32 protein-coding genes and 1 pseudogene are annotated in these 23,841 nt (G+C 61.8%); 16 read left to right on the top strand and 17 right to left on the bottom strand.

Going from position 1 to position 23,841, the window contains the following annotated elements; translation table 11 throughout:
• Positions 1-58: 58 nt before the first annotated feature.
• Entirely contained in the window at positions 59-406 is a 348-nt protein-coding gene (locus AC0L2L_RS14640) for a hypothetical protein (protein WP_473579285.1), read from the top strand.
• Between the two features lie 263 nt (positions 407-669).
• The gene (locus AC0L2L_RS14635; RefSeq protein WP_473579284.1) at positions 670-879 is read left to right on the top strand and encodes a hypothetical protein; all 210 of its coding nucleotides are present in this window, start codon (positions 670-672) and stop codon (positions 877-879) included.
• 15 nt (positions 880-894) lie between these two features.
• Here AC0L2L_RS14635 and AC0L2L_RS14630 read toward each other — a convergent pair whose 3' ends face one another.
• The 5 genes from AC0L2L_RS14630 to AC0L2L_RS14610 all read right to left on the bottom strand — a co-directional run bounded on the left by AC0L2L_RS14630 (position 895) and on the right by AC0L2L_RS14610 (position 3,249).
• A complete protein-coding gene (locus AC0L2L_RS14630; protein WP_473579283.1) occupies positions 895-1,398 on the bottom strand; it encodes a porin in 504 nt (167 codons plus the stop codon).
• An 18-nt stretch (positions 1,399-1,416) separates the two neighbouring features.
• On the bottom strand, positions 1,417-1,917 hold the full coding sequence (locus AC0L2L_RS14625; protein ID WP_027165812.1) for a porin: 501 nt from the start codon (positions 1,915-1,917) through the stop codon (positions 1,417-1,419).
• 355 nt (positions 1,918-2,272) lie between these two features.
• Positions 2,273-2,500 carry a DUF2934 domain-containing protein gene (locus tag AC0L2L_RS14620; protein ID WP_473579282.1) on the bottom strand — a complete coding sequence of 76 codons (228 nt, stop codon included), beginning with the start codon at positions 2,498-2,500 and terminating at the stop codon, positions 2,273-2,275.
• Between the two features lie 111 nt (positions 2,501-2,611).
• Complete coding sequence (locus AC0L2L_RS14615; RefSeq protein ID WP_473579281.1) at positions 2,612-2,821, bottom strand: hypothetical protein; 210 nt, start codon at positions 2,819-2,821, stop codon at positions 2,612-2,614.
• Between the two features lie 128 nt (positions 2,822-2,949).
• A complete protein-coding gene (locus AC0L2L_RS14610) occupies positions 2,950-3,249 on the bottom strand; it encodes a DUF1236 domain-containing protein (RefSeq protein WP_027165809.1) in 300 nt (99 codons plus the stop codon).
• 226 nt (positions 3,250-3,475) lie between these two features.
• Here AC0L2L_RS14610 and AC0L2L_RS14605 point away from each other — a divergent pair, with 226 nt between their 5' ends.
• On the top strand, positions 3,476-3,844 hold the full coding sequence (locus AC0L2L_RS14605; protein ID WP_473579280.1) for a DUF982 domain-containing protein: 369 nt from the start codon (positions 3,476-3,478) through the stop codon (positions 3,842-3,844).
• Positions 3,845-4,020: 176 nt separating this feature from the next.
• Here AC0L2L_RS14605 and AC0L2L_RS14600 read toward each other — a convergent pair whose 3' ends face one another.
• Positions 4,021-4,242, bottom strand: coding sequence for a hypothetical protein (locus AC0L2L_RS14600; RefSeq protein ID WP_027165807.1), 222 nt, complete (start codon positions 4,240-4,242; stop codon positions 4,021-4,023).
• A gap of 216 nt (positions 4,243-4,458) precedes the next feature.
• On the bottom strand, positions 4,459-4,758 hold the full coding sequence (locus AC0L2L_RS14595; protein ID WP_473579279.1) for a DUF1236 domain-containing protein: 300 nt from the start codon (positions 4,756-4,758) through the stop codon (positions 4,459-4,461).
• A 226-nt stretch (positions 4,759-4,984) separates the two neighbouring features.
• On the opposite strand from AC0L2L_RS14595, the gene AC0L2L_RS14590 reads away from it, so the two are divergent.
• Both AC0L2L_RS14590 and AC0L2L_RS14585 read left to right on the top strand, forming a co-directional pair.
• Positions 4,985-5,884 carry a DUF1236 domain-containing protein gene (locus AC0L2L_RS14590; protein WP_473579278.1) on the top strand — a complete coding sequence of 300 codons (900 nt, stop codon included), beginning with the start codon at positions 4,985-4,987 and terminating at the stop codon, positions 5,882-5,884.
• Positions 5,885-6,164: 280 nt separating this feature from the next.
• Positions 6,165-6,527: an exopolysaccharide production repressor protein gene (locus AC0L2L_RS14585; protein ID WP_473579277.1), complete on the top strand. Its 363-nt coding sequence runs from the start codon at positions 6,165-6,167 to the stop codon at positions 6,525-6,527.
• A 494-nt stretch (positions 6,528-7,021) separates the two neighbouring features.
• On the opposite strand, the gene AC0L2L_RS14580 is transcribed toward AC0L2L_RS14585, so the two are convergent.
• Entirely contained in the window at positions 7,022-7,429 is a 408-nt protein-coding gene (locus tag AC0L2L_RS14580) for a heme-copper oxidase family protein (protein WP_027165803.1), read from the bottom strand.
• A 443-nt stretch (positions 7,430-7,872) separates the two neighbouring features.
• Here AC0L2L_RS14580 and AC0L2L_RS14575 point away from each other — a divergent pair, with 443 nt between their 5' ends.
• The 3 genes and pseudogenes from AC0L2L_RS14575 to AC0L2L_RS14565 form a co-directional block, all read left to right on the top strand.
• On the top strand, positions 7,873-8,586 hold the full coding sequence (locus AC0L2L_RS14575; protein ID WP_473579276.1) for a tyrosine-type recombinase/integrase: 714 nt from the start codon (positions 7,873-7,875) through the stop codon (positions 8,584-8,586).
• The gene (locus AC0L2L_RS14570; protein ID WP_473579275.1) at positions 8,573-8,989 is read left to right on the top strand and encodes a tyrosine-type recombinase/integrase; all 417 of its coding nucleotides are present in this window, start codon (positions 8,573-8,575) and stop codon (positions 8,987-8,989) included. Before AC0L2L_RS14575 ends, AC0L2L_RS14570 begins: the two co-directional genes overlap by 14 nt.
• Positions 8,990-9,126: 137 nt before the next feature.
• Positions 9,127-9,387: pseudogene (locus AC0L2L_RS14565) on the top strand (winged helix-turn-helix transcriptional regulator); the annotation flags it as partial.
• Position 9,388: 1 nt separating this feature from the next.
• Here AC0L2L_RS14565 and AC0L2L_RS14560 read toward each other — a convergent pair.
• A complete protein-coding gene (locus AC0L2L_RS14560) occupies positions 9,389-10,369 on the bottom strand; it encodes a LysR family transcriptional regulator (protein WP_473579274.1) in 981 nt (326 codons plus the stop codon).
• A 52-nt stretch (positions 10,370-10,421) separates the two neighbouring features.
• Between AC0L2L_RS14560 and AC0L2L_RS14555 the strand changes: the two genes are divergently transcribed.
• The 5 genes from AC0L2L_RS14555 to AC0L2L_RS14535 all read left to right on the top strand — a co-directional run bounded on the left by AC0L2L_RS14555 (position 10,422) and on the right by AC0L2L_RS14535 (position 14,204).
• On the top strand, positions 10,422-10,844 hold the full coding sequence (locus AC0L2L_RS14555) for an EthD family reductase (RefSeq protein ID WP_473579273.1): 423 nt from the start codon (positions 10,422-10,424) through the stop codon (positions 10,842-10,844).
• Positions 10,845-10,882: 38 nt separating this feature from the next.
• The gene (locus AC0L2L_RS14550) at positions 10,883-11,683 is read left to right on the top strand and encodes an NAD(P)H-dependent oxidoreductase (RefSeq protein WP_473579272.1); all 801 of its coding nucleotides are present in this window, start codon (positions 10,883-10,885) and stop codon (positions 11,681-11,683) included.
• Positions 11,684-11,695: 12 nt separating this feature from the next.
• A complete protein-coding gene (locus AC0L2L_RS14545) occupies positions 11,696-12,256 on the top strand; it encodes an MFS transporter (RefSeq protein WP_473579271.1) in 561 nt (186 codons plus the stop codon).
• An 88-nt stretch (positions 12,257-12,344) separates the two neighbouring features.
• Positions 12,345-13,484, top strand: coding sequence for an epoxide hydrolase family protein (locus tag AC0L2L_RS14540; protein WP_473579270.1), 1,140 nt, complete (start codon positions 12,345-12,347; stop codon positions 13,482-13,484).
• A 189-nt stretch (positions 13,485-13,673) separates the two neighbouring features.
• On the top strand, positions 13,674-14,204 hold the full coding sequence (locus tag AC0L2L_RS14535) for a GNAT family N-acetyltransferase (RefSeq protein ID WP_181178225.1): 531 nt from the start codon (positions 13,674-13,676) through the stop codon (positions 14,202-14,204).
• 150 nt (positions 14,205-14,354) lie between these two features.
• Here the strand turns inward: AC0L2L_RS14535 and AC0L2L_RS14530 are convergent, their stop codons facing one another.
• Positions 14,355-14,810, bottom strand: a complete 456-nt coding sequence (locus AC0L2L_RS14530; protein ID WP_473579472.1) for a GFA family protein — start codon at positions 14,808-14,810, stop codon at positions 14,355-14,357.
• A gap of 617 nt (positions 14,811-15,427) precedes the next feature.
• Between AC0L2L_RS14530 and AC0L2L_RS14525 the strand changes: the two genes are divergently transcribed.
• The gene (locus AC0L2L_RS14525) at positions 15,428-15,991 is read left to right on the top strand and encodes a J domain-containing protein (protein ID WP_027165802.1); all 564 of its coding nucleotides are present in this window, start codon (positions 15,428-15,430) and stop codon (positions 15,989-15,991) included.
• 335 nt (positions 15,992-16,326) lie between these two features.
• Here the strand turns inward: AC0L2L_RS14525 and AC0L2L_RS14520 are convergent, their stop codons facing one another.
• The 5 genes from AC0L2L_RS14520 to AC0L2L_RS14500 form a co-directional block, all read right to left on the bottom strand.
• A complete protein-coding gene (locus AC0L2L_RS14520; RefSeq protein ID WP_473579269.1) occupies positions 16,327-17,082 on the bottom strand; it encodes a hypothetical protein in 756 nt (251 codons plus the stop codon).
• 447 nt (positions 17,083-17,529) lie between these two features.
• Positions 17,530-17,829 carry a hypothetical protein gene (locus tag AC0L2L_RS14515; protein ID WP_473579268.1) on the bottom strand — a complete coding sequence of 100 codons (300 nt, stop codon included), beginning with the start codon at positions 17,827-17,829 and terminating at the stop codon, positions 17,530-17,532.
• 172 nt (positions 17,830-18,001) lie between these two features.
• A complete protein-coding gene (locus tag AC0L2L_RS14510; RefSeq protein ID WP_473579267.1) occupies positions 18,002-18,412 on the bottom strand; it encodes a TadE/TadG family type IV pilus assembly protein in 411 nt (136 codons plus the stop codon).
• Positions 18,402-18,842: a TadE/TadG family type IV pilus assembly protein gene (locus AC0L2L_RS14505; RefSeq protein ID WP_473579266.1), complete on the bottom strand. Its 441-nt coding sequence runs from the start codon at positions 18,840-18,842 to the stop codon at positions 18,402-18,404. The genes AC0L2L_RS14510 and AC0L2L_RS14505 overlap by 11 nt, the downstream gene beginning before the upstream one ends.
• A 5-nt stretch (positions 18,843-18,847) precedes the next feature.
• Positions 18,848-20,119 carry a TadE/TadG family type IV pilus assembly protein gene (locus AC0L2L_RS14500; RefSeq protein WP_473579265.1) on the bottom strand — a complete coding sequence of 424 codons (1,272 nt, stop codon included), beginning with the start codon at positions 20,117-20,119 and terminating at the stop codon, positions 18,848-18,850.
• Between the two features lie 279 nt (positions 20,120-20,398).
• Here AC0L2L_RS14500 and AC0L2L_RS14495 point away from each other — a divergent pair, with 279 nt between their 5' ends.
• Positions 20,399-21,616, top strand: a complete 1,218-nt coding sequence (locus AC0L2L_RS14495; RefSeq protein ID WP_473579264.1) for a TadE/TadG family type IV pilus assembly protein — start codon at positions 20,399-20,401, stop codon at positions 21,614-21,616.
• A gap of 175 nt (positions 21,617-21,791) precedes the next feature.
• On the opposite strand, the gene AC0L2L_RS14490 is transcribed toward AC0L2L_RS14495, so the two are convergent.
• Both AC0L2L_RS14490 and AC0L2L_RS14485 read right to left on the bottom strand, forming a co-directional pair.
• Complete coding sequence (locus AC0L2L_RS14490; RefSeq protein ID WP_473579263.1) at positions 21,792-22,028, bottom strand: hypothetical protein; 237 nt, start codon at positions 22,026-22,028, stop codon at positions 21,792-21,794.
• 72 nt (positions 22,029-22,100) lie between these two features.
• Complete coding sequence (locus AC0L2L_RS14485) at positions 22,101-22,334, bottom strand: polymerase (protein WP_473579262.1); 234 nt, start codon at positions 22,332-22,334, stop codon at positions 22,101-22,103.
• Positions 22,335-22,692: 358 nt separating this feature from the next.
• Between AC0L2L_RS14485 and AC0L2L_RS14480 the strand changes: the two genes are divergently transcribed.
• Positions 22,693-23,073, top strand: a complete 381-nt coding sequence (locus AC0L2L_RS14480) for a cupin domain-containing protein (protein WP_473579261.1) — start codon at positions 22,693-22,695, stop codon at positions 23,071-23,073.
• Positions 23,074-23,841: the final 768 nt, after the last annotated feature.

Genomic DNA, 23,841 nt, shown 5'->3' with positions numbered 1-23,841 from the left:
CGCTTGATTGTGTTTCGTACATAAAGTACGATACTTCCCTTCCTTTGAGGGGATTTGCTTGGACACCGCGAACCACGCCGCTTTTGCCGACCTCTCCCGCCCTTTGCTGTCGCCACTGCCGCTTGCCGAGCGCGAGCGCCTTGCCGGCGCCTGGCGCATGGCCAGCCAGGATATCGCCGACGACATCCGCTTCATCCGGCAATATCTGAAGGTAGTCGCCGAGAAGGAGGACAGGCTTTCGACCGGCACGCTGGTGCATGGCCGCGCCTATGTCGAAGCCTGCGCCGCCTGGCTGCCGGAGACGGTGGCGCGGTATTTGCGCAATCTCCGGCTGATCAGCGAATGCGAAAGCGCGATGCTCGCTGCCGGCGTGCGGTTTGCCAGGTCGAGCGATGCGTGGGAGTGAGGCGCCTGTCCCCGCTCTTCGCCGGAAGCCCGCTCTTCGCCGCAAAGAAAGACAGGACCGAACGCGGCAGGACAGCACCTCTCCGGTGCGGCCGTCATCCCGGGACGGCCGCCGCCGACAGGTCTCTGCAACCCTTGGGCCACCCCTCGAAAAATGCATCGTTTCACACAATCGCCAATTGGTGGACGCAGGCGAGCGGCCGGTGGTTAATTCCTCTCAGGCGAAGGAGGGTAAAGCCGTATACCAGGGAGGAACTCGTTTTGATGGACCAGCAAATCGACATCGGCATTAAGCTCGACGATCAGCCCTACGAAGTCACCTCATTCGCCAGGAGGCATGGCCTGACGATCCCAATCGCCGATGCGGTCCTTTTCGCCAAGGGTCCGTCGCCGTCGCGGGCTGCCTGCGATACAGCCGCGCTGGCCTTCCTTTGCGCGGTCGCGCGATACGCCGGAAAACAAGGGCGGCGGTAGCGGTCCGGGCCTCGCCTACCAGCTGAACTGCAGCCCTGCATTGCCGCCGACCTGGCTGCCGGCGAAGGCGATGCCGAGCGTGCCGGTCAGCCGGCCGCCATGGTTGAAGCCCTCGCTCAGCACCGCCGCACCTGTGATGCCGAAAGCGTTGGCGTCGCCGGCGTTGCCCCAGTTGATACGAAGGCCGAAATGCTCGCCCTGGACAAGATCGGGCGCGGCGAGCGCGGCCGAGATCGAGGCGTTTTCGAAAGCCCGGGTGATGCGGTTATCGATGTCGTCGACGTGGGCAGCCAAAGCCGTTTTGCCGACCTCGGTCATCTCGCCGCCATTGCCGTCATCGACCTGCCGCCTGGTCATGCCCGTGTCGGCGTTGATGCAGGTGTTGGTGCCCGGGCTGTAGTAGTAGTTGGTGCCGTACATGTCGCATGCCCGGACATATTCGACCGGCTGCGCAGCTGCCGCAGGCAAGGACAGGCCACACAAGGCTACCGCGACGGCCGCAAAAAGATATTTGAACATGATTGGCCCCCGGCCACGCTACCAGGTGAGCTGCAGGCCGGCATTGCCGCCGACCGTCTTACCGGAGAACGCTACGCCCGCGGCGCCGGTCAGCCGTCCGCTGCCGCCGGGAAGGAAGCTCTCGCCCAGCACCGCCGCGCCGGTGACGCCCATGGCGTTGGCTTGGCCGGCATTGCCCCAGTTGACGCGCACGCCGAAATGCTCGCCCTGCACTAGGTCCGGGCTGGTGAGCGACGAGGCCACAGAGGCACCTTCGAAGGCGCGCTGGACCCGACCATCGATGTCGTCGACCTTGCTCGCCAGCGCGGTCTTGCCTGCAACCACCTTGTCATCATCCGTCACAAGCCGGGTCTCGCCGGTGTTGGCGTTGATGCAGGTATTGGTGCCTGGGCTGTAATAGTATTGCGTGCCGAAGGCGTCACAAGCGCGCACATAGTCGACCGCCGCTGAAGCCTGTGTCGCAAAGCCGCCTGCCGCAGCCAGAAACGCAAATAAAATGAAACGGTCGATGCCCCGCATAACCCAATCCCCAAGCTTGACGTTAAGAAAGCCTTAACACGAAAGGCACATTGGACGAGTGCCGATGTCAACGGGGCAGTCAGACCGAAGACCGACTTTTACTGGGGCTATTTGACTAAAAGAGCGCGTGTTGCCGAGATGCCACAGTGGATGGCTCCATCTGTTCAACAACTTGCGATCGCGCGAAGCTTATCTATTAAAGCACAGCTAATTTTAGAGGAAGGTAATATTAACCCGCCCGACCTTCAACGGCGGAAGTTCCAGCGTCTTCACGCGCCCAAACTCCGGGCGCGGGCTCTCCACGTCCTCTTCGACCGTTGTCGGAATGAGCTAGCGGCGGCATGGCCGCCGGAAATCAGGCCTTGGCTTTCGGCTTGGCGGGAGCCTTGGCCTTTGCCGCTTTCGGCTTTTCGACCTTGGCGGCGACCGCCTTCTTCGGACTCTTCGCCTTCGGTTTCATCTCGGCGTCGACCTCGGCTGCCGCCTGGTCCCAATGCTCCATGTGAGCGCCTTCCGGCCTGCCTGCCTGTTCCCAGATCTCGTGCGCGCGCTGGCGAATGCGTTCGTGCCTGTCGTCCGTCACTTGTCGCCTCCATTTGGTTGGGACGGTTCCCCGGCGCGAACATTAGCCGAATTTTCGCGCCGCGTCTTGCGCATCGACACATGGAGGGCCGAACTTCGGCGGCGATTTTCCTCAGTGCCCGTCGGCGATGACGGCGACGCCGAGATAGGCTGCCTTCTTTGTAATCAATCCGGCCAAATCGGCGTCAGAGCGCTCCGTCCCTGTGCGCTTGCGCAGGATCGCTATCGCGTCCTTCATCGACAGCAGGCCGGTGCAATGTTCAGCCAGAAGCTGGTCGACGCTCTTGGCGAGGTCAGGTGGTTCGACGTGTAGATGGTGCATGGCAACGACTCCTTCCCGAACGTTGCCTCCCAAACCGCCGTCCAATCTAGACGATATGTCCAGGTGCGAGAAGAGCCCGACCCTTGCCCGATGCATCGGGGAAGGTCGGGCTCTTCGGCAACCAGGCGCTACTGGATCACCTGGACGACGCGGCGCGTGCCAGGGTCGATCAGCACCGTGTGGTCATTGACGATCGCATAGCGGTACTGCACATCCGGGACCTGCTGCAGCTCGACTGTATCGGGTATCGTGGAGCCGACACCGAGTTCGAGGCCGAGCACGTTGACCGAGGCGATCGGATGCCTGTGGACATATTCCTTGACCACGGTCTGCTGCTCAGGGGTGACGATCACCTCGTCCGCGGCCGCGATGCCGATGCCGGCCATCAGAGCCAGGCCGGCGACAGCTGGAATGAAGGTGGTTTTCATCGTTTATCTCCTGTTGCGTTGGCGAGCTCCGCCGTGCCTCCGCGGGGGCGGAAACACCGGCAGGTCGAACGTGGGAGCTCCGGGGGCAAACGCCCTCGGCAGGGGTGTTGTTCCGTCAGCGACGACTAATTGACCTGGTGGATTGACCTAGCGGAACCTTCGCATCGGCTCTGCATTGGAAGGCTTTGAAATCCTCAAGACTTTGAAATCCATAGGGCGCGCCGTCATGCAAGAAGGTCTCATCGGACAAGAAGGTCGCATCAAAAGCGACATCGAATTTAGAACCCCGGTGGCCGTTGCGGTCGGCGCCGGCTTCAAGCGCGAGATCGCCTCGCTCACCGCGATGCAGAACTTTCTCAAGGAATGGCCGGCAGTCTCGCGAGGCGAAAGCTACGCCATGACGGTGCGCGCCTGCGAGGCGGCGCGGTCGGGAGAGATCGATCTCGACCAGGCGCGGGAGGCGTTCCTGGTCTTCGCGAAGAAGGCCGGGATCGAGTGGACCGGCGCCGATCCGGTGGCGGTGCTGCGCGAAGCAAAGATCAGGCGCCGCCGGGCACGCGAAAGCCGCATACGGCACCGACACGCGCCTGGATAAACCCCTCGCCGGCGAAGGCTCCGGATGGAGCGTCGCAACGGCTTGCCTATCAGTTCAGGATTTGGCCGTGCAGATCCCGGAGCAACGGGGCGTCGCTGCGCGCCTGTCCGAAGACCGTCGCCTTGCCGGCTGACGGTCGACTGGTTCGACCGGTGATTTTCGGCAGGTGGCCGCTGTCAGTTCGGCGTCGATTCGCCCAGCGCCTCGGTAACGAAGGACGCGGCGATCAGATCGTCCGCCTCAATGCGTAGGGAGCCCTCGCCGCCCCCCATGATGGCCGCGACCTTCTGGAAGGTCTTCATCTCATGCTCGGTGATCCTGGCGTCCCGCATCCTGGCTTTCAGATCGGCGACACGTATCCCCAGCGAACGGGATGTTCCGATTTCTCGTCTCGACATGTCGGTTGGTCTCCTCCCCCACCCGTGCCTGTTTCGCCACCGCCCTGGTTCGCAATCCTGCGCACGCTTGTGTCCTCTATGAGGCAAGTGCGAACACAGAGGCGGCAACGCGTGCCCGGATCGAAGGTTCCGTTAGCAAGTGGTAACGAATTAATACTGGTTAACGGCCGGCCGCCGCGCCGGCGGCAGGCCGTTACTCAGCCGCGAATTGATCCCTTACTCGATCACCTGGACGATCTTGCGCGTGCCGGGATCGACGATGACCGTCTGGTTGTCGACGACAACGTAACGATATTTGACGTTGGGAACCTCATGCAGCTCGACGGTGTCGGGAAGGACGCTGCCGACGCTGAGCTTGACGCCGGGAATCTCGATCGAGGCCAACGGCTGCTTATGCACATATTCCTTGATGACCGTTTCCTGCTCGGGCTCAATCACGACATCCTGCGCAGCGGCGGCGCCGATGCCGGTCAGGAGCAGCAGGCCCGCGGCAGCGGTTATGAGGTGCATTTTCATCGATCTTCTCCTTGGATGGATAGGCTGCCTCTCACGCTGCGCCTGCGATTTCACAGCTGGTAGGCATTGTGCGTAACGCCCTTCCATAGGCCTTGTTCCGGCAAAAATTCGCGGCCCCGTTTTTCGGCAAACGTTCGCCGGTTCCTCGCCAAACAATTTCGGAACAATGCGTTTCGGGCAGGGTTACCCAAAACGAAGGGACCGACTTTTTTCGAGGAGAAATCCAATGAAACGCGTGCTTATCACAAGTATGATCGCGCTCGGTGTTGGTTGCGGCGCGGCGATGGCGCAAACCGAATCCGCGCAGCCGAGCGGTGGCGACAATTGCGCGACCGGCACGGCCGACTGCCAGAAGGGCGGCAAGGCGGGCGGGCAGGCCCAGGGCGAGATGAAGTCGCAGACCGAGCAGAACGCTCAGGGCAAGGCCGGCGCCAACACCGAAGAGCAGGCTCAAGGCAAGGCCCAGATGAAGACCGATGAGCAGGCCCAGGGTCAGGCGGGCGCCAGCACGGACCAGAACGCCCAGGACAACACGCAGCTGAAGAAGAAGAAGCAGGCCCAGGGCAAGGCCGGCGCCAACACCGAGCAGAACGCTCAGGGCAACACCAAGATGCAGACTGAGCAGAACGCCCAGGGCAAGACCGGAACCAGCACCCAGCAGAATGCCCAGGGCGGCACTACCAAGATGCAGACCCAGCAGAACGCCCAGGGCAAGACCGGAACCAGCACCGAGCAGAACGCCCAGGGCGGCACCACCAAGATGCAGACCGAGCAGAATGCACAGGGCAAGACCGGAACCAGCACTGAGCAGAATGCCCAGGGTAATACCAACGTGCAGACCGACCAGAACAAGACCGCCTCGATCAACAACGTGACGGTCGAACAGAGGACGCAGATCACGCAGATCATCCACGAGACCAACGTCACGCCGGTTCGCGACGTCAGCTTCAACATCTCGGTCGGCGTCGAGGTCCCGCGGCACAAGATCCGCCTGCACCGCCTGCCGGCCCGCATCGTCGAGATCGTTCCGGCTTATAAAGGCTACGATTATTTCGTGCTGGCCGACGGACGCATCGTCATCGTCGATCCGGACACCTACGAGATCGTGGCGATCCTGGAGGCCTGATCCAGACAGCATGAAGAGAAAAGGGCCTGCCGATCGGTGGGCCTCTTTTTTTTGCGAAAACGAAGGCGCGGGAAGACCGCGCTGGCTTACCGCGCCTGACAGGCGCCGCGCTCCATTAGGCGCTCCTTAAATGCAAGTTCTTCGGGAACGATATGGCGCAACTCGCGGTTCTCACACAGAAGTCCTGCGCCTGTGGTCCGTGCCGGACCAGACGAAAGGGCTACAGGGCCGCTGGCAAGTCGTTGAAGCTTGCGGTCCTAGCGGAAAAGGTGCATGGGTCATGGCGGGTAGAGGTATGGGCGAGATCGTCGACGACCGGACATGGCCGCGGCGCTCGGTTGGGCAAATGTATTTTCCGCAGTTTCTTGTGGGAATGGTGGCTACGCTTCTGGTGATCCTCGGCTGGACATTCACGTCCACCGGATCAGTCTGGGCCGCATTGGGCTGGACGGTCCTTGCCGCGGTTGTTCTGCAGGTAGGCTACTTCGCGGTGGTGCTGTGGCTCGTGCATGGCGAGACCCGCGTGACCGACGAAGCCAAGTCGAGCGACGGCGCCGCCTCGCCCGCCAAATTGCCAGGCCCGTTCGAGCGGGACGGCATCATCCTGGCGCTGCTGTCGCGCCTCTTTCCAAGACTACCCTAAGCGCAAGAAGACGAGGAACTGCGGGTCCGCGGGAGCCGGCAAGCCGAGCGGCGCAAAGGTCGCTCGGCCATGAGCGACGGATCCAAAGCGCGCCGCGCTGAAACGGATTCAGGCGACACGCCTTAGGTTTTTGTTTTGACGCATGTCGTTTGTCCCAGAACCGCTGCGCACTTCTGGGCGACATGCATTGGCGCGCCGCGCTGAAACGGATTCAGGCGACACGCTTTAGGTTTTTTGTTTTGACGCATGTCGTTTGTCCCAGAACCGCTGCGCACTTCTGGGCGACATGCATAGCGCGCCGCGCTGAAACGGATTCAGGCGACACGCTTTAGGTTTTTGTTTTGACGCATGTTGTTTGTCCCAGAACCGCTGCGCACTTCTGGGCGACATGCAGGCGCGTCGCGCTGAAACGGATTCAGGCGACGCGCTTTAGGTCTTTGCTTTGATGCATGTCGTTGTCCCAGAACCGCTGCGCACTTCTGGGCGACAATGCATTAGCGCGCCGGGGCGACCGTGGCCGAGCGCACCGGCTGCGCGGGCGAGAACACCATATAGGCAAAGATCAGCACGCCTGCGGCGACGATCAGCGATCCAATGCCCAGGATCGGCTCGACGGCGTCCATTCCATAGGCGTATTTCAAGTAAAGCGGCGGCAGCATCACCACGAGGCCGAGCGTGTAGAGGCCGTAGTGGATCATGGCCAGACGCCTTTCGGCCTTGGCCGGATTGAGCGCGTAGTAGCCGCCGAAGATGGCGCTGGTGACCCAGCCCAGAAGATTGAAATGCGCATGCGCCGGGAAGGCGCCATGATCGCCCGAAATGCCCATCTTGATGCCGATGGTGATGCCCAGCAGGAAAAAGATGATGGCCGTCTTGAAGAAGAGTTCCGATACCCGTGGCATTCTGTCTGTGCTCCCATATGCCTTTGTAAACCCGACTCTGCGAAGTCTACATCTTGCAAGCCATATTAGCCATCGCGCACGATGCGATCTTCAGGCGAAAGCCGCGAGCGCGGCTTGCAAAAAAAATGGCTCGCCTCTTTCGAAGCGAGCCAAAAAAGGGAGCCGGGCTTGAGGTCGGCCCCCATTCAGGTTGCCACCTGAATTTCAAACGGAGCTAACGTAGCAGAGGCTGTATTTTATTCCAGAGCAATAGTGGATTAATCCGGTAAGGTTTTCTAACCCCTACGGATACCGTTCTGAAATCTCAGCAACCTTCAGGACGTCTCAACCTATTGATCTAGCGAGAAATACTTGAAAACTGTCGGTCCAGCTCGTCCCACAGTTTGTCACAAAATCCGGATCGAAACGTGGGACGCGATGTGGGACTTCAGAACGAGGTTTCGATGGCGCTGACTACTCTCAAGGTCAAACATGCTGGCCCCGGCAGGCACGCCGACTTGCACGGGCTATATCTGCTTGTGCGCGAAAGCGGAACGCGATCGTGGGTGCTCCGGATGCAGCATGCCGGGCAGCGGCGGGATTTCGGGCTGGGACCCGCCCACGACGTACCACTGGCCGACGCGCGGATACTCGCGGCAGACCTGCGCAGGGCGGTCCGCGCCGGCATTGATCCGCCCTCCAGGCGGCGCGCGACCCGTAAATCGGCACCGACCTTCGAGAAGGTGACGCGCGATTGCTACGACGCGATGAAGGGCGGCTGGAAGGACCAGCGACACGCCTCATGGATGTCGAGCTTTGAGCGGCACGTGTTTCCGCATATTGGCGGCAAAGCCGTTACAGCGGTCGACAGCGCGGCGGTGCTGTCCGTGCTGGAGCCGATCTGGTTGACCATCCCGGATACAGCCAAGCGGGTGCTTCAGCGTATCGGCACCGTGATGGACTTCGCGCACATCAAAGGGCTGGTGCCGGACGAAGTTTCGCTTCGATCGGTGACGCGCGGTCTGCCGCGCCAGACCCGTCGCGCGACCCACCGCGCCGCGATGCCGCATGAGGATGCGCCCGCCTTCATGAAGACGCTGAGCGCTCTTCCCTCAACCCTCGGTCGGGACGCGCTCAGGCTCACGGTACTGACCGCTGACCGCTGTGCGTTCGAATGAGGCTCGCAAGGCGACCTGGGCCGAGTTCGATCTCGACAAGGCGGTCTGGTCGATACCCGCGGCCAGAATGAAGATGAAGGAAGCCCACGTCGTTCCGCTCGCCCCCGCTACGGTCAAGCTGCTGCGCGCGCTGCACCAGCGTCACCTCGCATTACACGGCGAGGTTAAGCCGGAGAGCCTGCCGTTCAGCTTCACAGGTGACAAGCCGATCAGCGATATGACCATGCTAAAGGTTCTGCGGGACATGAAGGTTGGGAATGCGACCGTTCACGGCTTTCGCAGCACGTTCACCGATTGGGTGGCCGAATGCACCAACGTGCCGAAGGAAGTCGCAGACAAGGCTTTGGCACATCGCATCGCCAACGCGGTTGAAGCAGCCCTATCGGCGCACCGATTTTTTTGACCGGCGTCGTGTGCTGATGAACGAGTGGGCCGAGTTTCTCCTGGGCTAAGTGCAGGGCGAACCGCTCGACCTCACTGCCGAGGAGAACGCCACCATTGGGGCGCTAAACGCCGAATATCAGAAGCTCGAGGCCGAATATGTCCGAACTGAACCGGCTGATGCCCGCTATCAGCCAGAAGGTCTTGATCCAGCAATTGCGCGAGATTGAGGCGCACGGCATCGTGAGCCGCACGGTGTTCCCGCAGGTGCCGCCAAGAGTGGATTATGAAGCGACGCCGCTGGGCCAAAGCCTGAGGCCAGTTCTACTTGACCTGTGCAAATGGGGCCGCCGCCACGCCGCCGAGCTCGACGAACTCGATAGCCTCGGCGATGGCGGGAAACTGTCGCTGCCCGATTAGTCTAGCCGCGCGGCGCGTCGTCTTCGCCCTCGACCATCAGCTTTCCGATCAATTCGCGAACCCAGCGCTGCCCGGCATGGCCGTGACAACGCTCGTGCCAGATCAAGCCGATATCGAACCGCTCGCTCAGCCAGGGCAGATCGATGATCGTCAGCCTTTCCGATTGGGCACGAAACAGCCGCCTGGGTACGAGCGCGACAAGATCGCTGCTGGAAACAATTTCGGGAATGAACAAGAACGAGCCCGCTGACATGACGACATTGCGCCGATAACCGAGAACCCCCAAGGCGTCGTCAACTGGTGTCTCGAAATTGCCGCCTCGCCGTGAGACGATGATATGTTCCAGCCTGACATAGTTCTCGATCGTCAGACCAGGCTTCAGATCCGGGTGGCTTTGCCTGCCGATGAGGACATATGTTTCCTCGTAAAGATGACATGCACGTAGATGCGGCATCGCGGGATCGGGTGTGGCGATCACCAAATCGATATCGCCGTTCGCCAACTGCTGTTCCATGAGGGCGGGGGACAGGTGCCAAACCGCCACGCGCACGCCTGGTGCTATCCGCCGGAGCGCTAAGACGAGCGGCATCACAACGGCTGCCTGGACATAATCCGAGCAAGCGATCGACACAGCGAGTTGCGCCGTTTCGGGATCGAAGTCCCTGTGGGATTGCAGTGTCGAGCGCACCCGATCCAACGCCTCGCGCAATTGCGGGGCAAGTTCTGTTGCCTTGGCGGTCGGGGTCATTCCGCGCTGGGCAGGAAGAAGCAACGGATCGTCGAACAAATCCCGCAGCCGCGCGAGTTGCGCACTGACTGCCGGCTGGCTGAGATGCAGCTTCGCCGCCGCCTTGGTGACGTTCCGTTCGGCGAGCAGCACTTCGAGCGTTGCCAGAAGGTTGAGGTCGATGCGGCTGGTATCCACCACATTTATTTCCGAATAAAATATAATCGATTTCAGATATGGCTGAAAAGCCTTCATCCTGCAAGCCTCAATGCGGGAGCTTCACCAATCCCTCCCGCGGGAGGCAAGGATGATCATCGTCAGTTTTCTTTATCCCAATACTGAGAGGGCACGCTTCGACGCCGCCTATTATGTCGAGAAACATGTGCCCTTGGCCCCGGGCCTGCTTGGCGACGCCGTCAGAGGGGTGATCGTCGAAACCGGCCTTGGCGGCGCACAGCCGGGTGCCCCCGCGCCCTACATCGCCGCGTTTCACGCGCTGTTCGAGTCGCCGGACAGCTTCCAAAAAGCATTCCACGCGCACGCGGCCGAAATTCAGGGCGACGTACCGAACTACACCGACATCGCGCCGGTCGTTCAGCTCGGGAATGTGAGCGTCGCGACGTTGATGGCCGACGCAAAGATCATCTCCAACTTCACCAACGCGCTGGCCCATACCGAGCTTGATGATCCGGTGAAGCCGCTGGCTTGGGTACATCCCAGCGAGGGCTGAAGCGCCCCCCCACACTCCACGATAGAGACCAGAGAAGCATGATGAAGAAGAATATCCTTATTGTATCTGCGCACCCCGAACCAACCTCGCTCACCCGGCAGCTGGTCGATGTTACTGTCGAGACGCTTGGCGCCGCCGGACACGAGATCGTGCAATCCGAACTTTACGGTATGAAGTGGAAAGCAGTGTTCGACGCCGACGACTTTCCCGTCCGCACCAATCCCGACCGGCTGTCGTTCATCATGGAATCGGGCCATGCCTATGCGACCGGCAACCAGACGCCGGATGTTGTCGCCGAACAGGCCAAACTCCTTGCCGCGGACGCGGTCATCCTGCAGTTCCCGCTGTGGTGGTACGGCGTGCCCGCGATCCTGAAGGGCTGGATCGAACGCGTCTATGCCTTTGGTTTCGCTTATGGCTACCAGAACGGCACCAACGAGTTTCGCTTCGGGGACGGCATCCTGAAGGGCAAGCGCGCGCTGGTAAATGTTCAGGCCGGTGGACCTGTGGCGGACTATGGCCCGCGCGGGATCAACGCGCCGATTGAGCAGCTGCTCTTTCCGCTGACCCACGGCGCGCTCTTCTATCCGGGCATGGATGTGCTGTCCACGCACGCTGTCTACAGCGCCGGCCATGTCTCCACCGCCGAAGAGGTCGAGGCGATCAAGGCGGGCTGGCGCGCGCGACTCGCCGGGCTGTTCACCGACGCGCCAATCCCGTTCCGTGCGCAGAACGGAGGCGATTTCCCCGATCGCCACACCATGGCGGATGACGTCGCGCCGGGCCAGACCGGCATCGTCGCGCATGTCGAAAGGGTGGTCGAGACGGTTGACGCGTGAGGCACGACGATCATGAAGCCTTCGCTGATCGCGCTGGCCGCGGGAGCATTTGCCATTGGCACGACTGAGTTCGTGATCATCGGCCTGGTTCCCGGGATCGCGCGCGATCTCGGGATAACGCTCCCGGCGGCTGGTCTGCTCGTTTCCGGCTATGCCCTCGCCGTGACGGCCGGTGCCCCCACGGTCACGGCGTTAGTCGGGCATCTGCCGCGCCGGCCGCTAGCGGTTGGATTGATGCTGCTGTTCGCGCTCGGCAATCTCTTGAGCGGCTTCGCGTCCGGCTATGGCGCGATGCTGGCGGGACGCATCATCGTCCCGCTGGGCCTTCCCAATCGGGAAAGCCCTCGCACTGGTATCTCAGTATTGTGGTTTCGACCGTGTAGGCCAGAACAGGAAGGCGGCGGTGAGAGCTGCGGTGATAGCGAAATGGCACTGGCTTCCGGCGACCAGCGGCTCGTCCACCGGCTGCGGTCAAAGGCTATGCGTCGCCAGCGCCACGCACCGCGCTTCGGAAACGGAGATCAGAAGGTTCGATTTCAACCTCGGCGACGTACCGAGCAGTATGCCGAGTAGTCTTCGGCTCTCAGAACATCGATCGACAATATCGGATTCGTGGACACCCTCTTCCTGGAACCGCATCCCAGCTTAAGCGGAGAACATCATGATTTCACCCTACACAATAAACGTCCCTGACGAACGGCTCGCCACGATCAGAGCCAAGGTCGAGGCTTATGACTGGAGCCAGCTGCCGGATGCGGGAGGCTGGTCGGCGGGGGTCGGGGTTGATGACCTCAAGCGACTCGCCGCTTATTGGCGGGACAGCTATGACTGGCGTGCGGTCGAACGGCGCCTCAACGCGCTGCCCAACTTCACGGCCGACGTGGAAGGCGAGCACCTCCACTTCGTTCATGTGAAAGGCGACGGCTCCAAGCCGCCCGTCCTGCTTCTCCACGGCTGGCCGGGCTCGTATCTCGAGTTCGAGCGGCTGTTGGAGCCGCTCGCAGCGGACGGGCACGATGTTGTCGTCCCCTCGCTTCCTGGCTTCGCGTTCTCCAACCCGATCACGCACTCGATCGGCCCGCGGCGGGCTGCTGCGCTCGTGCATGGGCTGATGATTCAACTGTTCGGCGACGCGCGGTATTTCATTCAAGGGGGCGATTGGGGCCACGGCATCGCGGCCTGGGCAGCGCATGATCGCCCGGACGCTCTGCTCGGCATCCATATTAACATGATGACCGTGCGTGCGGAGGACGCCGCTCCGACGACCGGCGAGGAGAAGTCCTTCGCCGCCAAGCGGGCCGCGATTGCCGATCAGGAGAGCGCCTACTTTCACGAGCAGGAAACCCGTCCGCAGACGCTCGGCATCGCGATGGCCGACAGCCCGGTCGGAGCGGCGGGCTGGATACTCGAAAAATTCGGCAAGTGGGCCGATCTTCCGACAACCGCCAATGGCGACCCCGACATCTGGAGCAAGTTTTCCGAGGAGGAACTCCTCACCAACATCATGCTCTACATCGCGCCGGCATCGTTCGTGACTGCAACCTGGATCTACTACGGCAGCCGGCTTGAGAAGTCGCTAATGCTTCCGGCCGGCACCCGCATCCAGGTGCCGACCGGCATTGCGGCCTTCCCCGATCCGGTGTTCTTGCCGCCGCCGCGCTCGTTCGCGGAGAAGACCTACAACATCGTGCATTGGACCGACATGCCGCGGGGCGGCCATTTCGCCGCGCTGGAAGAGCCGGAACTGATGCTGGCCGACCTGCGCGCCTTTATCGCGACGGTGTCGGGAGCGCGCTCCTGAAGGTGGAGATATCTCCGAACCAAATTCATCGTAACCGAGGCTTTACGACGGGCGAACAAGCGAGGTAGGCGTCGATCACGTCGCCGGCTCCTGCTGGTGCGAAGACGGCGTGACCCCAAAACCGGATGCTGGGGCGCCCCAACGGTGATCGCAGCTGCAATGACGAACGTTTCGATAGGAGTAGAAAAATTGCGTTTCATTGATGCCGTGACGGGCGATGCCGCTGCAATAGTGTCAGTCGTGAACGGGGCATACAGGGCCAATGGCGCAGTTGAGGGATGGACCAACGAGCGTGGGTTGCTTGATGGACCGCGCATCGGCGAGGAGGGCGTTCGTGCGCTCATCGCGCGGGGACGCATTCTTCTGCTGCGCCGGTTGACGGATGGCGCGATCTCCGGCTGCATCAACATCGCGATAGACGACGATGGCGCGTGGCATACGTCGATGCTCGCCGTGGCTCCGGACGAGCAGACCGCGGGCATCGGAAAGTTGATCAAGCAGGAGGTCGAGCGACAGGCCGCGGCGGCTGGGGCGCCACGGATGCGAATGGAGGTGATCCGGCAGCGTGAGGCATTGATCGCTTGGCATCGCCGGCGTGGATACGAGCTGACGGGCGAAACTCTAGCATTCCCCTATGACGACCCTTCGGTCGGTCATCCGCTGCGCCCCGACCTGGAACTTGTTGTTATGGAAAAGCAGTTGAACTCCACCGTTGGCTGAGTGTCAGCCACATTCATGCGCTTGCCGGCTTGTCGCAAACATCAGATCAAATCTCTATTCCCGAAGCTCGGGCGGTCGCAGAGCACCTACAATCCTTCCCGTTTCACCATCCTTTTCGGGAGGGCGGGCCGCGCGATGTCGTCTGCCACCTCAGGTCCGCCGTCCTTCCGCGGCGGTCGCTACAGCCGCTTGAAACTCTGCGGGTGTAGGAGTGCGATGAAACGCCTGAGCGCTAGCCGGCAAAGCGATCCAAGGCTGTTTGCGAGAAGTCCAGATGTGCACGTAGGGTTCGATCTCCCTACTCCGGACGAGCGTCCCCGCACGAAGTATCAGCATTCCGGGAACGGCCGAGTTACGATTGGCAAGGCGGGTCATGCAAGCCTCACACCCGATATGCTCTGAGGCGGCCCGTTCCGCGCCGTTCAAAGCGAAGGTCGTGGCCGCGCCTTGGAAGCAGATAGGTGACTCAGGTAGCATGGCGTGCAGCGCGAAGGCACTTCCACTCCACGTCTGACAATCTTCGCAGTGGCAGGCATAACTCGCCGGCAAATCCTCCAACGCTATTTGATACGTCACCGCTCCACAGCGGCATCCCCCTCGAAGCATCTCGTTCTCCATCAAAAGACGTCCTGAAACTGTGCTGCGGGCCGGTGACGAGCTTAGATCAGCGATCAAAAAGAGGCTGCATTGGCGTGACCCGAACCACCTGCACACGCGGATTAACTCTGTACCAGTCTTGGGTGCAGTTACGGCATATACGATGGCGCGATCGGTCCGGTTACAGAGGCTGGTGGAGTGGTTTAGCGTCTGCTTTCCACCCACAACCGGACGTTCCGCTAACCACCCGATCTCAGACATTCCGGCGGCGAAAGCGGACCCCAAAAGCTGCCCGTCGGCAAACGCCGAAAAGCGGTTGATAAAATATCGAACTTGGCACCCTTTCACGCAAAGAATCGCAACGTGATCCGAGGACATGCCGATCGGTGCCACTAAAGCCGCAAAAAAGTGTGGGACGAAAAGTGGGGACGACTTTAGCCAAATCGTCCGAAACGGCGGATTTCCGCCATTTTCCGCTGGACGATGGTGACCCCCACGGGGATGTAATAAGCGAGCGGCTTCACATGAATGGCGTCAAAGCGAGCCTCGGCGCCTTGCATGCGGGCAGCATTTGGGCAATGCTTGGAGCTGGGGAGTGGTTTCCGTAATTGCGGAAGCACGATTACATGTTCATTGATTACTACGAAGCTCTGGAAATAAGCCCGAACGCCAATTCTGAGACAATCGAGCGGATTTTCCGCTACTTTGCTATGCGTTACCATCCCGACAATCGGGAAACCGGCAATGAGGCGCGTTTCAGCGAGATCGTCGAAGCCAACAATACGCTCCGCGACCCGGTCAAACGGGCCCAATACGACATCCTTTACCGCGAGCATCTGGGCCTTCGCCACGAGCTTACGGAGGAAGCGCGCAACAGCGGCGGCCTTGAACGGGACTCCGTCATCCAGGCCAATTTGCTGTCGCTTCTCTATGTGAGGCGCCGGCGGGACGTCAACAATCCGGGCATCGGCGACGAAGAACTCGAGCGCCTGTCGGGCTGCCCTCGCGAGCACCTGGAATTTCACCTGTGGTACCTCAAGGCGAAGGGTTTCATCGGCAGGACCGAGAACGGGACGTTCGCCATCACGGTGGAAGGCATCGATCACGTCGGTGCCGAGCACGAGCGGGATCGCCCCGACGTCACCCGCCTGCTCGACCACGCCGAAATGACGCAGCCTGCCTCGCGCTGATCATCAAAAGCCCGCCTACTGGCCTGAACCAGCGGCGGGCTCGATGAAGGAACAGCTACATCCCTGAGGAATCGACTGTCGTTCTTCAGCTCCTCATATCTGGGCTCCGTTCCACCGGGGGCGGTGGAGACAGAACCATGCGCCATGGAGGGCAAGAACGGGGAGCGCGCCTGTGACATAGGCGCTGTGTGTCGCCGAATGCAAGGCGACTGAGGTCCGACACGCTGTCGAATTGGGCCCGCTTGGCCCGGCCAAAGCCTATCGCAAAAAAGAAACGCCGCCGAGCGAGGCCGGCGGCGTTTCGTTCACCCTCTGGTCGGTTCGACCGACCGGCTTTATGGAGTTGTCGACGTTGTGCTTGTCGGCGCCGTGGCGGCTGCCGCAGCATCGATCTTGGCTGCCAGCGTATCCTTGGCCCAGGCGGTGACGTCGGGGTCGACCGGCTTGTTGGCCATGTCGGCAAGGGCGGCGTCCAACGACGTATCGGTGGGGGGCGGGGTATTGGCTGCCGCGTTTGTGGCATCGGTGAGCGCCGCGTTGGCGGCATCCAGCGCCGCCTGTGCGTCATCAAGCTCCTGTTGGGTCGGAACCTCGTCGGGCGGGGTTATCGGGTCAGCCGCTTTGGCATTCAGCTCAGCAAGCGCAGCCGTGGCGTCATCCACGGCCTGCTGAGCCGCGTCCACCGCCGCCTGCGCATTCTGGGCCGCCGCGGCTTGCGTCACATAGGCCTGGACGCCAGCGAACTTCTTGCTCTTGGAGTTCATGTAGGCGTTGATGTTGCGCTTCAGCGAGTTCAGCCGGCCGAGCTTGGCGTGAAGGTTCTTCTCCTTCGGCGTGGCAGCCGTTGTCGTGTCATCGGTCGAGCTGTCGTCGGTGCCCTTGTTGTGGCCCTTGGCCGAGGCCGACTTGCCATGCGAGGCGCCGCTGTTGCCATTGCCGTTGCCCCCGGCATTGCCGCCGCCGTTGCCGCCGCTATGGCCGTTGCCGCCGCCGTGGCCGTTGCCGCCGCCATGGCCGTTGCCGGCAAGCGCGGGGGCCGCCGCGAGCGCCAGAATGGCAAGGGATGCCAGAAGTGTCTTTCGCAATGTCATTGTGCTTCTCCGCAGATGAATCGTCATCATCGCCCAACCGCTAGCCAGCCTCTTATGAGAATTTCCTAATGACGTCGGATAAACTTTAAGCAATTGCGGTCGCGAAATGAGAGCGGGCCCGCCGGTGCCGAGGTATTTCCACATAATATTGTGTTAACGTATTGAAATTCAATGGAAATACAAAGGGCCGGGCGGCCTTGGGCCGTTTGGAACAATGAGGGCCCTTGTCTCGCCAGACCATGGTCCCGGTAACGTTCTTGCTTGCGTGGAAACCAACAGCACGGCGCCTCCGCGCCATGCGACGGCAAGGTCCGCTCGAGCGGAATGCGCCTGGTGCGGCGTGACTAAAGCGCGTCGCGCTGAAACGGATTCAGGCGACGCGCTTTAAGTGTTTGTCTTATGCATGTCGTTGTCCCAGAACCGCTGCACACTTCTGGGCGACATGCATCAAATGGAAGAAGGCGCTTCCGTGCCGCCGGCTTCCTGATCCGTCGGCGGTGCGGTGTCCGGCTCCTGGTCTTCACCTGAACCGGTCGGGGAAAGCACCGTCAAATCCATCCGGGCGATCCGGGACGCGGCTTTTCCTTGCGCGTTCGGTTCGCTGGCACCCGTTTCGGAAACCGAAACCTTTGCAAGGTGGCCGATGCTTTCGCCGCTCTTGCCCGGGAACGTTTCCGACGATGCCTGGGGTTTGCTTGCATGATGCAAGACACCGGCGCCGGGCTGGCTTGCAACGGGAGAGGTCATGGCTGTGCTCCTGATAGGGATGACAGCAACTGCCTAGCATTGCTGGCTGGCGCCAACCTTGCGGAATTTAGACATCGCTAATGTCAGACGTTGATGCGGACCGGCGATCGCAATTCCGGACGGAAAGCTGCGGCGAGGTCGCCGAGCCCCACCGCTTTTCCTGGAATTGCTTCTAGCCGCCGATCAGCGGCACGGTCACCGAGGTCGTGTAGCTGATCGGGTAATCACTGAAATAGGGAAAGCTGATGACGAAGGCATAGCTGGCGTTGACATGCGCCATGCGGAAGCCGCCGCTTGGCGGATCGGTGGTAATGGTGACGTTCACATTGCGCAGGCCCAGCGCCTGCAGCTTCTGCGTCGCGATCGCCTGGATATCGGACTGCGTCAGCGTGTTGTTGAGCTGCAGCGAGCGCGCGGAGGCTTCAAGCGCATAGCGCACGCTGGACACGCTGTTCATCGACCAGCCGAAGGCGAAGATGCCGAACAGGAGCATGATGAGGAAAGGCGCAACGAGCGCGAACTCGATACCGGCGCCGCCCGAGATATTGCCGGCAAATGCTTGAGGTCGTTGTTTAGCGGACACGGACCACCTGCACGTGACCGAGGCCGGTGTTGTCCGGGTAGGGGCCGAAGGTGAAGGGCGGGATCCAGGTGCCAGATGCGTGGATCTGGACGAAGACCGAGGGCACTTTCGATCCACTGCAGATGGTGGTCGACGTGACCACGGTGGTTCCGCATTGGTAAGTGCGGCTCACCGCGACCGCGGCATCACCCGGTTTCTGCTCCCAACTGGCCAGCGCCACGGCCTGGATGGCGCTGTCGTCGGTGGCGCCGGCCATCACCAGGTTCGCTGCCGTCTTCACGCTTGCCCGCATCGCCAGCGAACTTGAGACGTAGGACCAGCCGTCCGTGACGCCGAGAAGAGCAGCACAGAGCACCGGCGTCACCAGCGCCAACTCCACCGCGGCGATGCCGGCGCGGTTTCTGCCAAAACGGATAATCGGTAGCCGCACTGCCACTACTCGACGACTGCAACCGACTGAGCGGCCGGGATGTCCTTCATCCCAAGGCTCGAACAGTCCTGGTTGATGGTCGAATTGCCCGACCACTGGATGGTATCGGCAACGACCTGCGTGCAGCCGTTCTTGCCCGAGAAGTTGCCGAGATAGTTGACCTGTTGCCTGGGAAAATAGATGGCGCCGGTCAAAAGCGAAGTGGCGGTACCGTTGAAGGTGCTCTGCGCCGCAGTCCCGGTCCGGTCGCCGTAGAACAGCACGCCGGAATAAGTGCCAGAGGTCGGCGCGCTCAGGTTCACGGTGGCGTTGCCATTTATGCTGACGGTGTTGCTGCCGGCCATGAAGATGGTCACGCCGGTGCAAGGGGTGGCGCAGGTGATGACCGCACCCGCGTTGATCTTCAAATTTCCCTGGACGACATAGGTCCCGGAAGAGAGCGCGACATTGCCGTTGAGGTTCATGCCGCTGCAGTAGGTGCCGGCCTGGATCGTTTGCGTCGTCTTGTTGCCGTTGATATTCTTGCAGCCGCCGGTGGCCGCGGGTGTCGGCAGGCTCCCAAATGGATCGGAAGCCGGCAGCGCCTGGGTGATCGGGGCTTTGCAGACCGCCGGGTCCATCGTCACCGGATTGTTCAGCACGACGCCGCCCACGGTGATCAGGCAGTCGGCCTGAAGCCCTGCCGATCCCTGCACCTTGATGGCGTCAGCGGCGCTCGAATTGGACATGACCGAGCAGCCGGTCAGCTTGACGCTGGTGCTGCCGGAGAAAAGCGCCGCCTGCGCGGCCGAGTAATTGAGCGCCAGCACGCAGGCCTTAGAGGCATCGGTGATCAGCGCCACCGCCCTCGCCCGCTCCGGCACCTTGGTCTGCGTGAAGATGGAGGTGAACATCCGGTCGAGGTTCTGGTTGAGGATGACCTCGACCGCCTTCTTGGCCATGTTCGGCCCCGAGGTGGGCGGGGTGTTGACGACAATGGTGCCGCCGCCCAGTCCGTTCGAGCTGGCCGATGTCGTGGCGGCGGCGGTGATCGTGGCTGTGTTGGATCCCTGAACCTTTTCCAGCGCGCCGGCATAGGCGGCCGCGTCCGCGATCGCCTGCAGCTTCAGGCTCGAATAGTACCAATAGGAGGTCTCGACGCCGAGCCCCGCGCCGCCGATGACGACCGGCAGGGTAAGCGCGAAGATGGTGGCGACATTGCCGCCCACGCCTTCGCAAAAGCGTCGCAAGACGCGTCGAAAAAAAAGAGGTTTGAAGAACCGACCCGAAAAGGCCATGGCTGAGCGCACCCAAGGTATCCCAGCCGTGATGTCATCATTGCCATATGAACGAATGCCTAATTATTTCGCTCGACTTGCGCTGGTAGGACTGCAGCGGCTGCTGCCCCCATCTTGCGCCGCGCACGCTAGGACTTAAGGCCCAACAAACTTCGGACTTAAGACGTAAGCCACGGGAAAGTCTAATATTTTAGCTTCTTCTGCATTTTATCTTTTTTGGAAATCGCTCGTAGAGACGGCGCGCCTATCACTCTGTGCCATACGACGAGGGCGGGCTCCATGTTTGGACGGTTTTGGGCATCGAGGCGCGGCAATTTCGCGATCGCGACCGCTGTCGCCATGGTGCCGCTGATGCTTGGCCTGGCAGCTTCCGTCGACCTGATAGGCACCAGCGACGACGCCGCGCAGTTGCAGAACTCGCTGGACGCGGCCGGCCTTGCGATCGGTACGAAATACCAGGCCGCCATGTCGGCGAGCGACGTGCAGCAACTCGGCCAGACCTTCTTCGCGGCCAATATGAGCGCGGCCGACGCGCAAGAGTTGTCGGGCAGCATCGCCGCCTTCCAGGCTGCCGCCAGCGGCGGTCCGAGCGCCTACTTCATTTCGCTGTCGTCGAGCATCAGCCGGCCGGCCTTCGTCAGCGGCATGCCGGCCTGGCAGGCTACGCGCTCCGCCTCGGTCAAGGTCAAACCCGGCGCGCAAGCCTGCGTGCTCGCGCTCAACCAGCACGCCGACGGTGCGGTCAACCTGCAGGGCTCCACCAATGTGGCGATGAGCGGCTGCGTGATCGCGGCCAATTCGGACGCCGCCGACGCCGTCAACCGCGGCGGCTCGGCGATCGTCAGCGCCGGCTGCGTCTCGACGGTCGGCGGCACGCAAGGATTGACGCCGCCCAACGCCACCCTTTCCTGCGGCGCGCCGCACGAGAACCAGTATGCCTCGTTCGATCCGCTGGCCGACGTCGTTCCTCCCGCCTACACGCTCTGCCTGCCGGTGCCCAACGGCAAGACGGTGACGCTGTCGCCGGGCACCTATTGCGATAAGACCTTGTCGGGAAAGATCACCCTCAATCCGGGCACCTACATCCTGCGCAACGTCACCATAAAGCCGGGCGGCAACGGCAGCCTGAGCGGCCAGGGCGTGACGATCTTCCTGATGGAGAACTCGCAGGTCTACATCAACGCCAACGAGCAGGTGAAGCTCTCGCCGCCGACCAGCGGCCCTTATGCCGGCATCACCATTTACCAGGCGCACGGCAACACCCAGGCGCTGACGCTGAACGGCGGATCCGGCTCGGTGGTGAGCGGTTTCATCTACGCCCCGGACGCCACCGTCACCTTTGCCGGAAATTCGGACATGAACGCCCAGGGCAGTTGCCTGCGGCTGGTCGGCGACACCATCGCCATGACGGGGACCTCCGCCGTGAAGGCGGACTGCACGGCCGAACTCGGGAACCGCGAGATGTATGCGGGACGGCTGATCACCCTGGCGAAGTGAGACGAGAAGACGGCGGCGGCCCGCAAGGGCCGCGATGAGTTGCGGGGAAATCGGCAGCCTGTGTCGCGGCCCTAAAGCGTGTCGCGCTGAAACGGATTCAGGCGACACGCTTTAAGTTTCTGTTTTTATGCATGTCGTTATCCCAGAACCGCTGCACACTTCTGGGCGACATGCATTAGAATTCCGCGATGATGTCGGCGCCGGGTTGCTCGTCGAAGAGAACCGCGCAGCCGCGCTCGAGCGCAACCTGCGTCAAGGCGTTGGCCGCATCCTCATCCGACGAGACGAAATCGCCGGTCAGCACGCGCAGTTCCTCGACGGCCTTCGACATCGGCACGACACGCCCGGCCGAACGGTCGCTCGCGCAGGCGTCGATGACGCACAGAAGATCGATGAGTTCGAAATTGCCCATGGCGGCCTCCGCCAGCGCCATCCCTTCGCTCAATCAACGGCGTGAGGCGCGGACTGGTTCCCGCGGCTTACTTCATCCAGGCGGCCTGGCGGGAGCAAGCTTGAGATCGAAGCGGGCCGGCAGGCATGGCGCGAGGCAAGCCTTGCGCACCGATCCGGTCGCGATCGTGTCGATCGGCAGAAGGATCACCATCCGGGCTCGGCGCTCGGGCCAGAGCGGCCTGCCGAAGACGAAGAAGACGCCGCCGACCAGGCTCGCCAGAAGCAGCGCGGCAAACAGATTCGCGATCGTCTTGCCGGGTTGCACGGCCTACAACTCCAGGAAAGGCGTGCCCGCCATATCGCAGGGATGGCGAGCACGCCGTGGTCAACCGCCGATGAAGGGACTTTGTCCGGCGGCTTGCTAGGCAATGAATTTGACGGGGCGGTTGTTTCTTCAAAATCGGCGCCTCGGGCCTCTGCGTTTACGCGTTGAGACTTCAGTCCGAACGCGGCCCCGGACCGTCGCCCGAAGCCCGAACGCAACGCTTCCCGCTGCCGTTGCCCGGACTCGGGATCGCCGTCCTCAATCATAATATTAGCAATTACTCATAGCTAGGCGTATGGATGGGTGCGGTCGCCGACGATCGCAACGTCAGGCGCCGCTTCACTCATGGGAGGAAACCATGGCCGAAGTTGCAATGAACGTGACAAAACTCGAAGCCAAATCGCACAACAATCCCGACGAGGTCCGCGCGCCCGCCAAGACGCGCGTCGAGATCGTCCGGCTGCCGGGCTATACGCTCGGGCGGATGAACATGCAGCCGGGCTGGAAATGGTCCGAATGCGTGAAGCCGGTGGTCAAGACCGAGAGCTGCCAGGTCTCGCATGTCGGCTATGTCGTGTCCGGCTCGATCACCGTGCGCATGAACGACGGCACGCAGAAGACCTTCGAGGCCGGCACGTCCTACACCATCCCGCCCGGCCATGACGCCTGGGTAGAAGGCAACCAGCCGTTCCAGTGCATCGAGGTGCTGAGCGCCGAGCAATACGCCAAGCCGGCATAGGACGGATCGGGCGAAGGCCGGCACGGCCGGAGCCGTGGCACTTCTTTCCGGCAGCCGTGCCAAGCTTACCCCGGCTTCGTCCTTAAGGATGCGTACCGGCATACAAGCAGGAGCGTATATTTGTCATCAGCCGGCGCCGTGTTTCTCTTCCGAGCCCCCGCCGGTTAGGCCCGGCCCATGCTGGCCTACCCCGCCACGGTGCCGGGCCGCCCCCATGGACTCCGCAGCTTCTCCGGAGTTGCGGGATGATTTGTGAATTGCACCGTCGATCACCACGGTTGACGGCAGGGCATTTGACGCAACTGACCGATGGATGCAGTTTTGCCACACCGGGCGATATTTTAGCGACTACTAAGATGAATTGATTCGGCCCATCGCGCTGCAGGGATCATAAATGGGTATCACCCAGTTTTGGCGGGGGCTATGGGTGAGGCCCGACCTGCAGGCGCCGTTTCGCTGTTTCTCTGCCGCATGGCCTGCAAGTCGGGTCCTTTTTTGTCCGGCCAAAGGCCGACCGTATCGGTCCTTGGCGCAGTCGAATTCCGAAGAACTCGCCGGGCGAGACCCCAACTCCTCTAGCCCGGCGAGCCTACAACCTGATCAAGCTACGCGATCAGGACCGGGATCAACCGGCAGAACCTGCGGAGCAAGACCGATGCCAGCGCGCATGTCCTAGAGTGGGACAGAAAGGCGGACGGCAGAATCAGGGGAAAACCTCCAGTCACGGTTTAGATGCTGGGTTGCTAATATTACGATGTGCCTAGCCGA

It is taken from the genome of Mesorhizobium sp. WSM4832, assembly GCF_055811115.1.
Note: the sequence above shows the minus strand (reverse complement) of the source record. Positions and strands in the feature narration are given on the sequence as shown.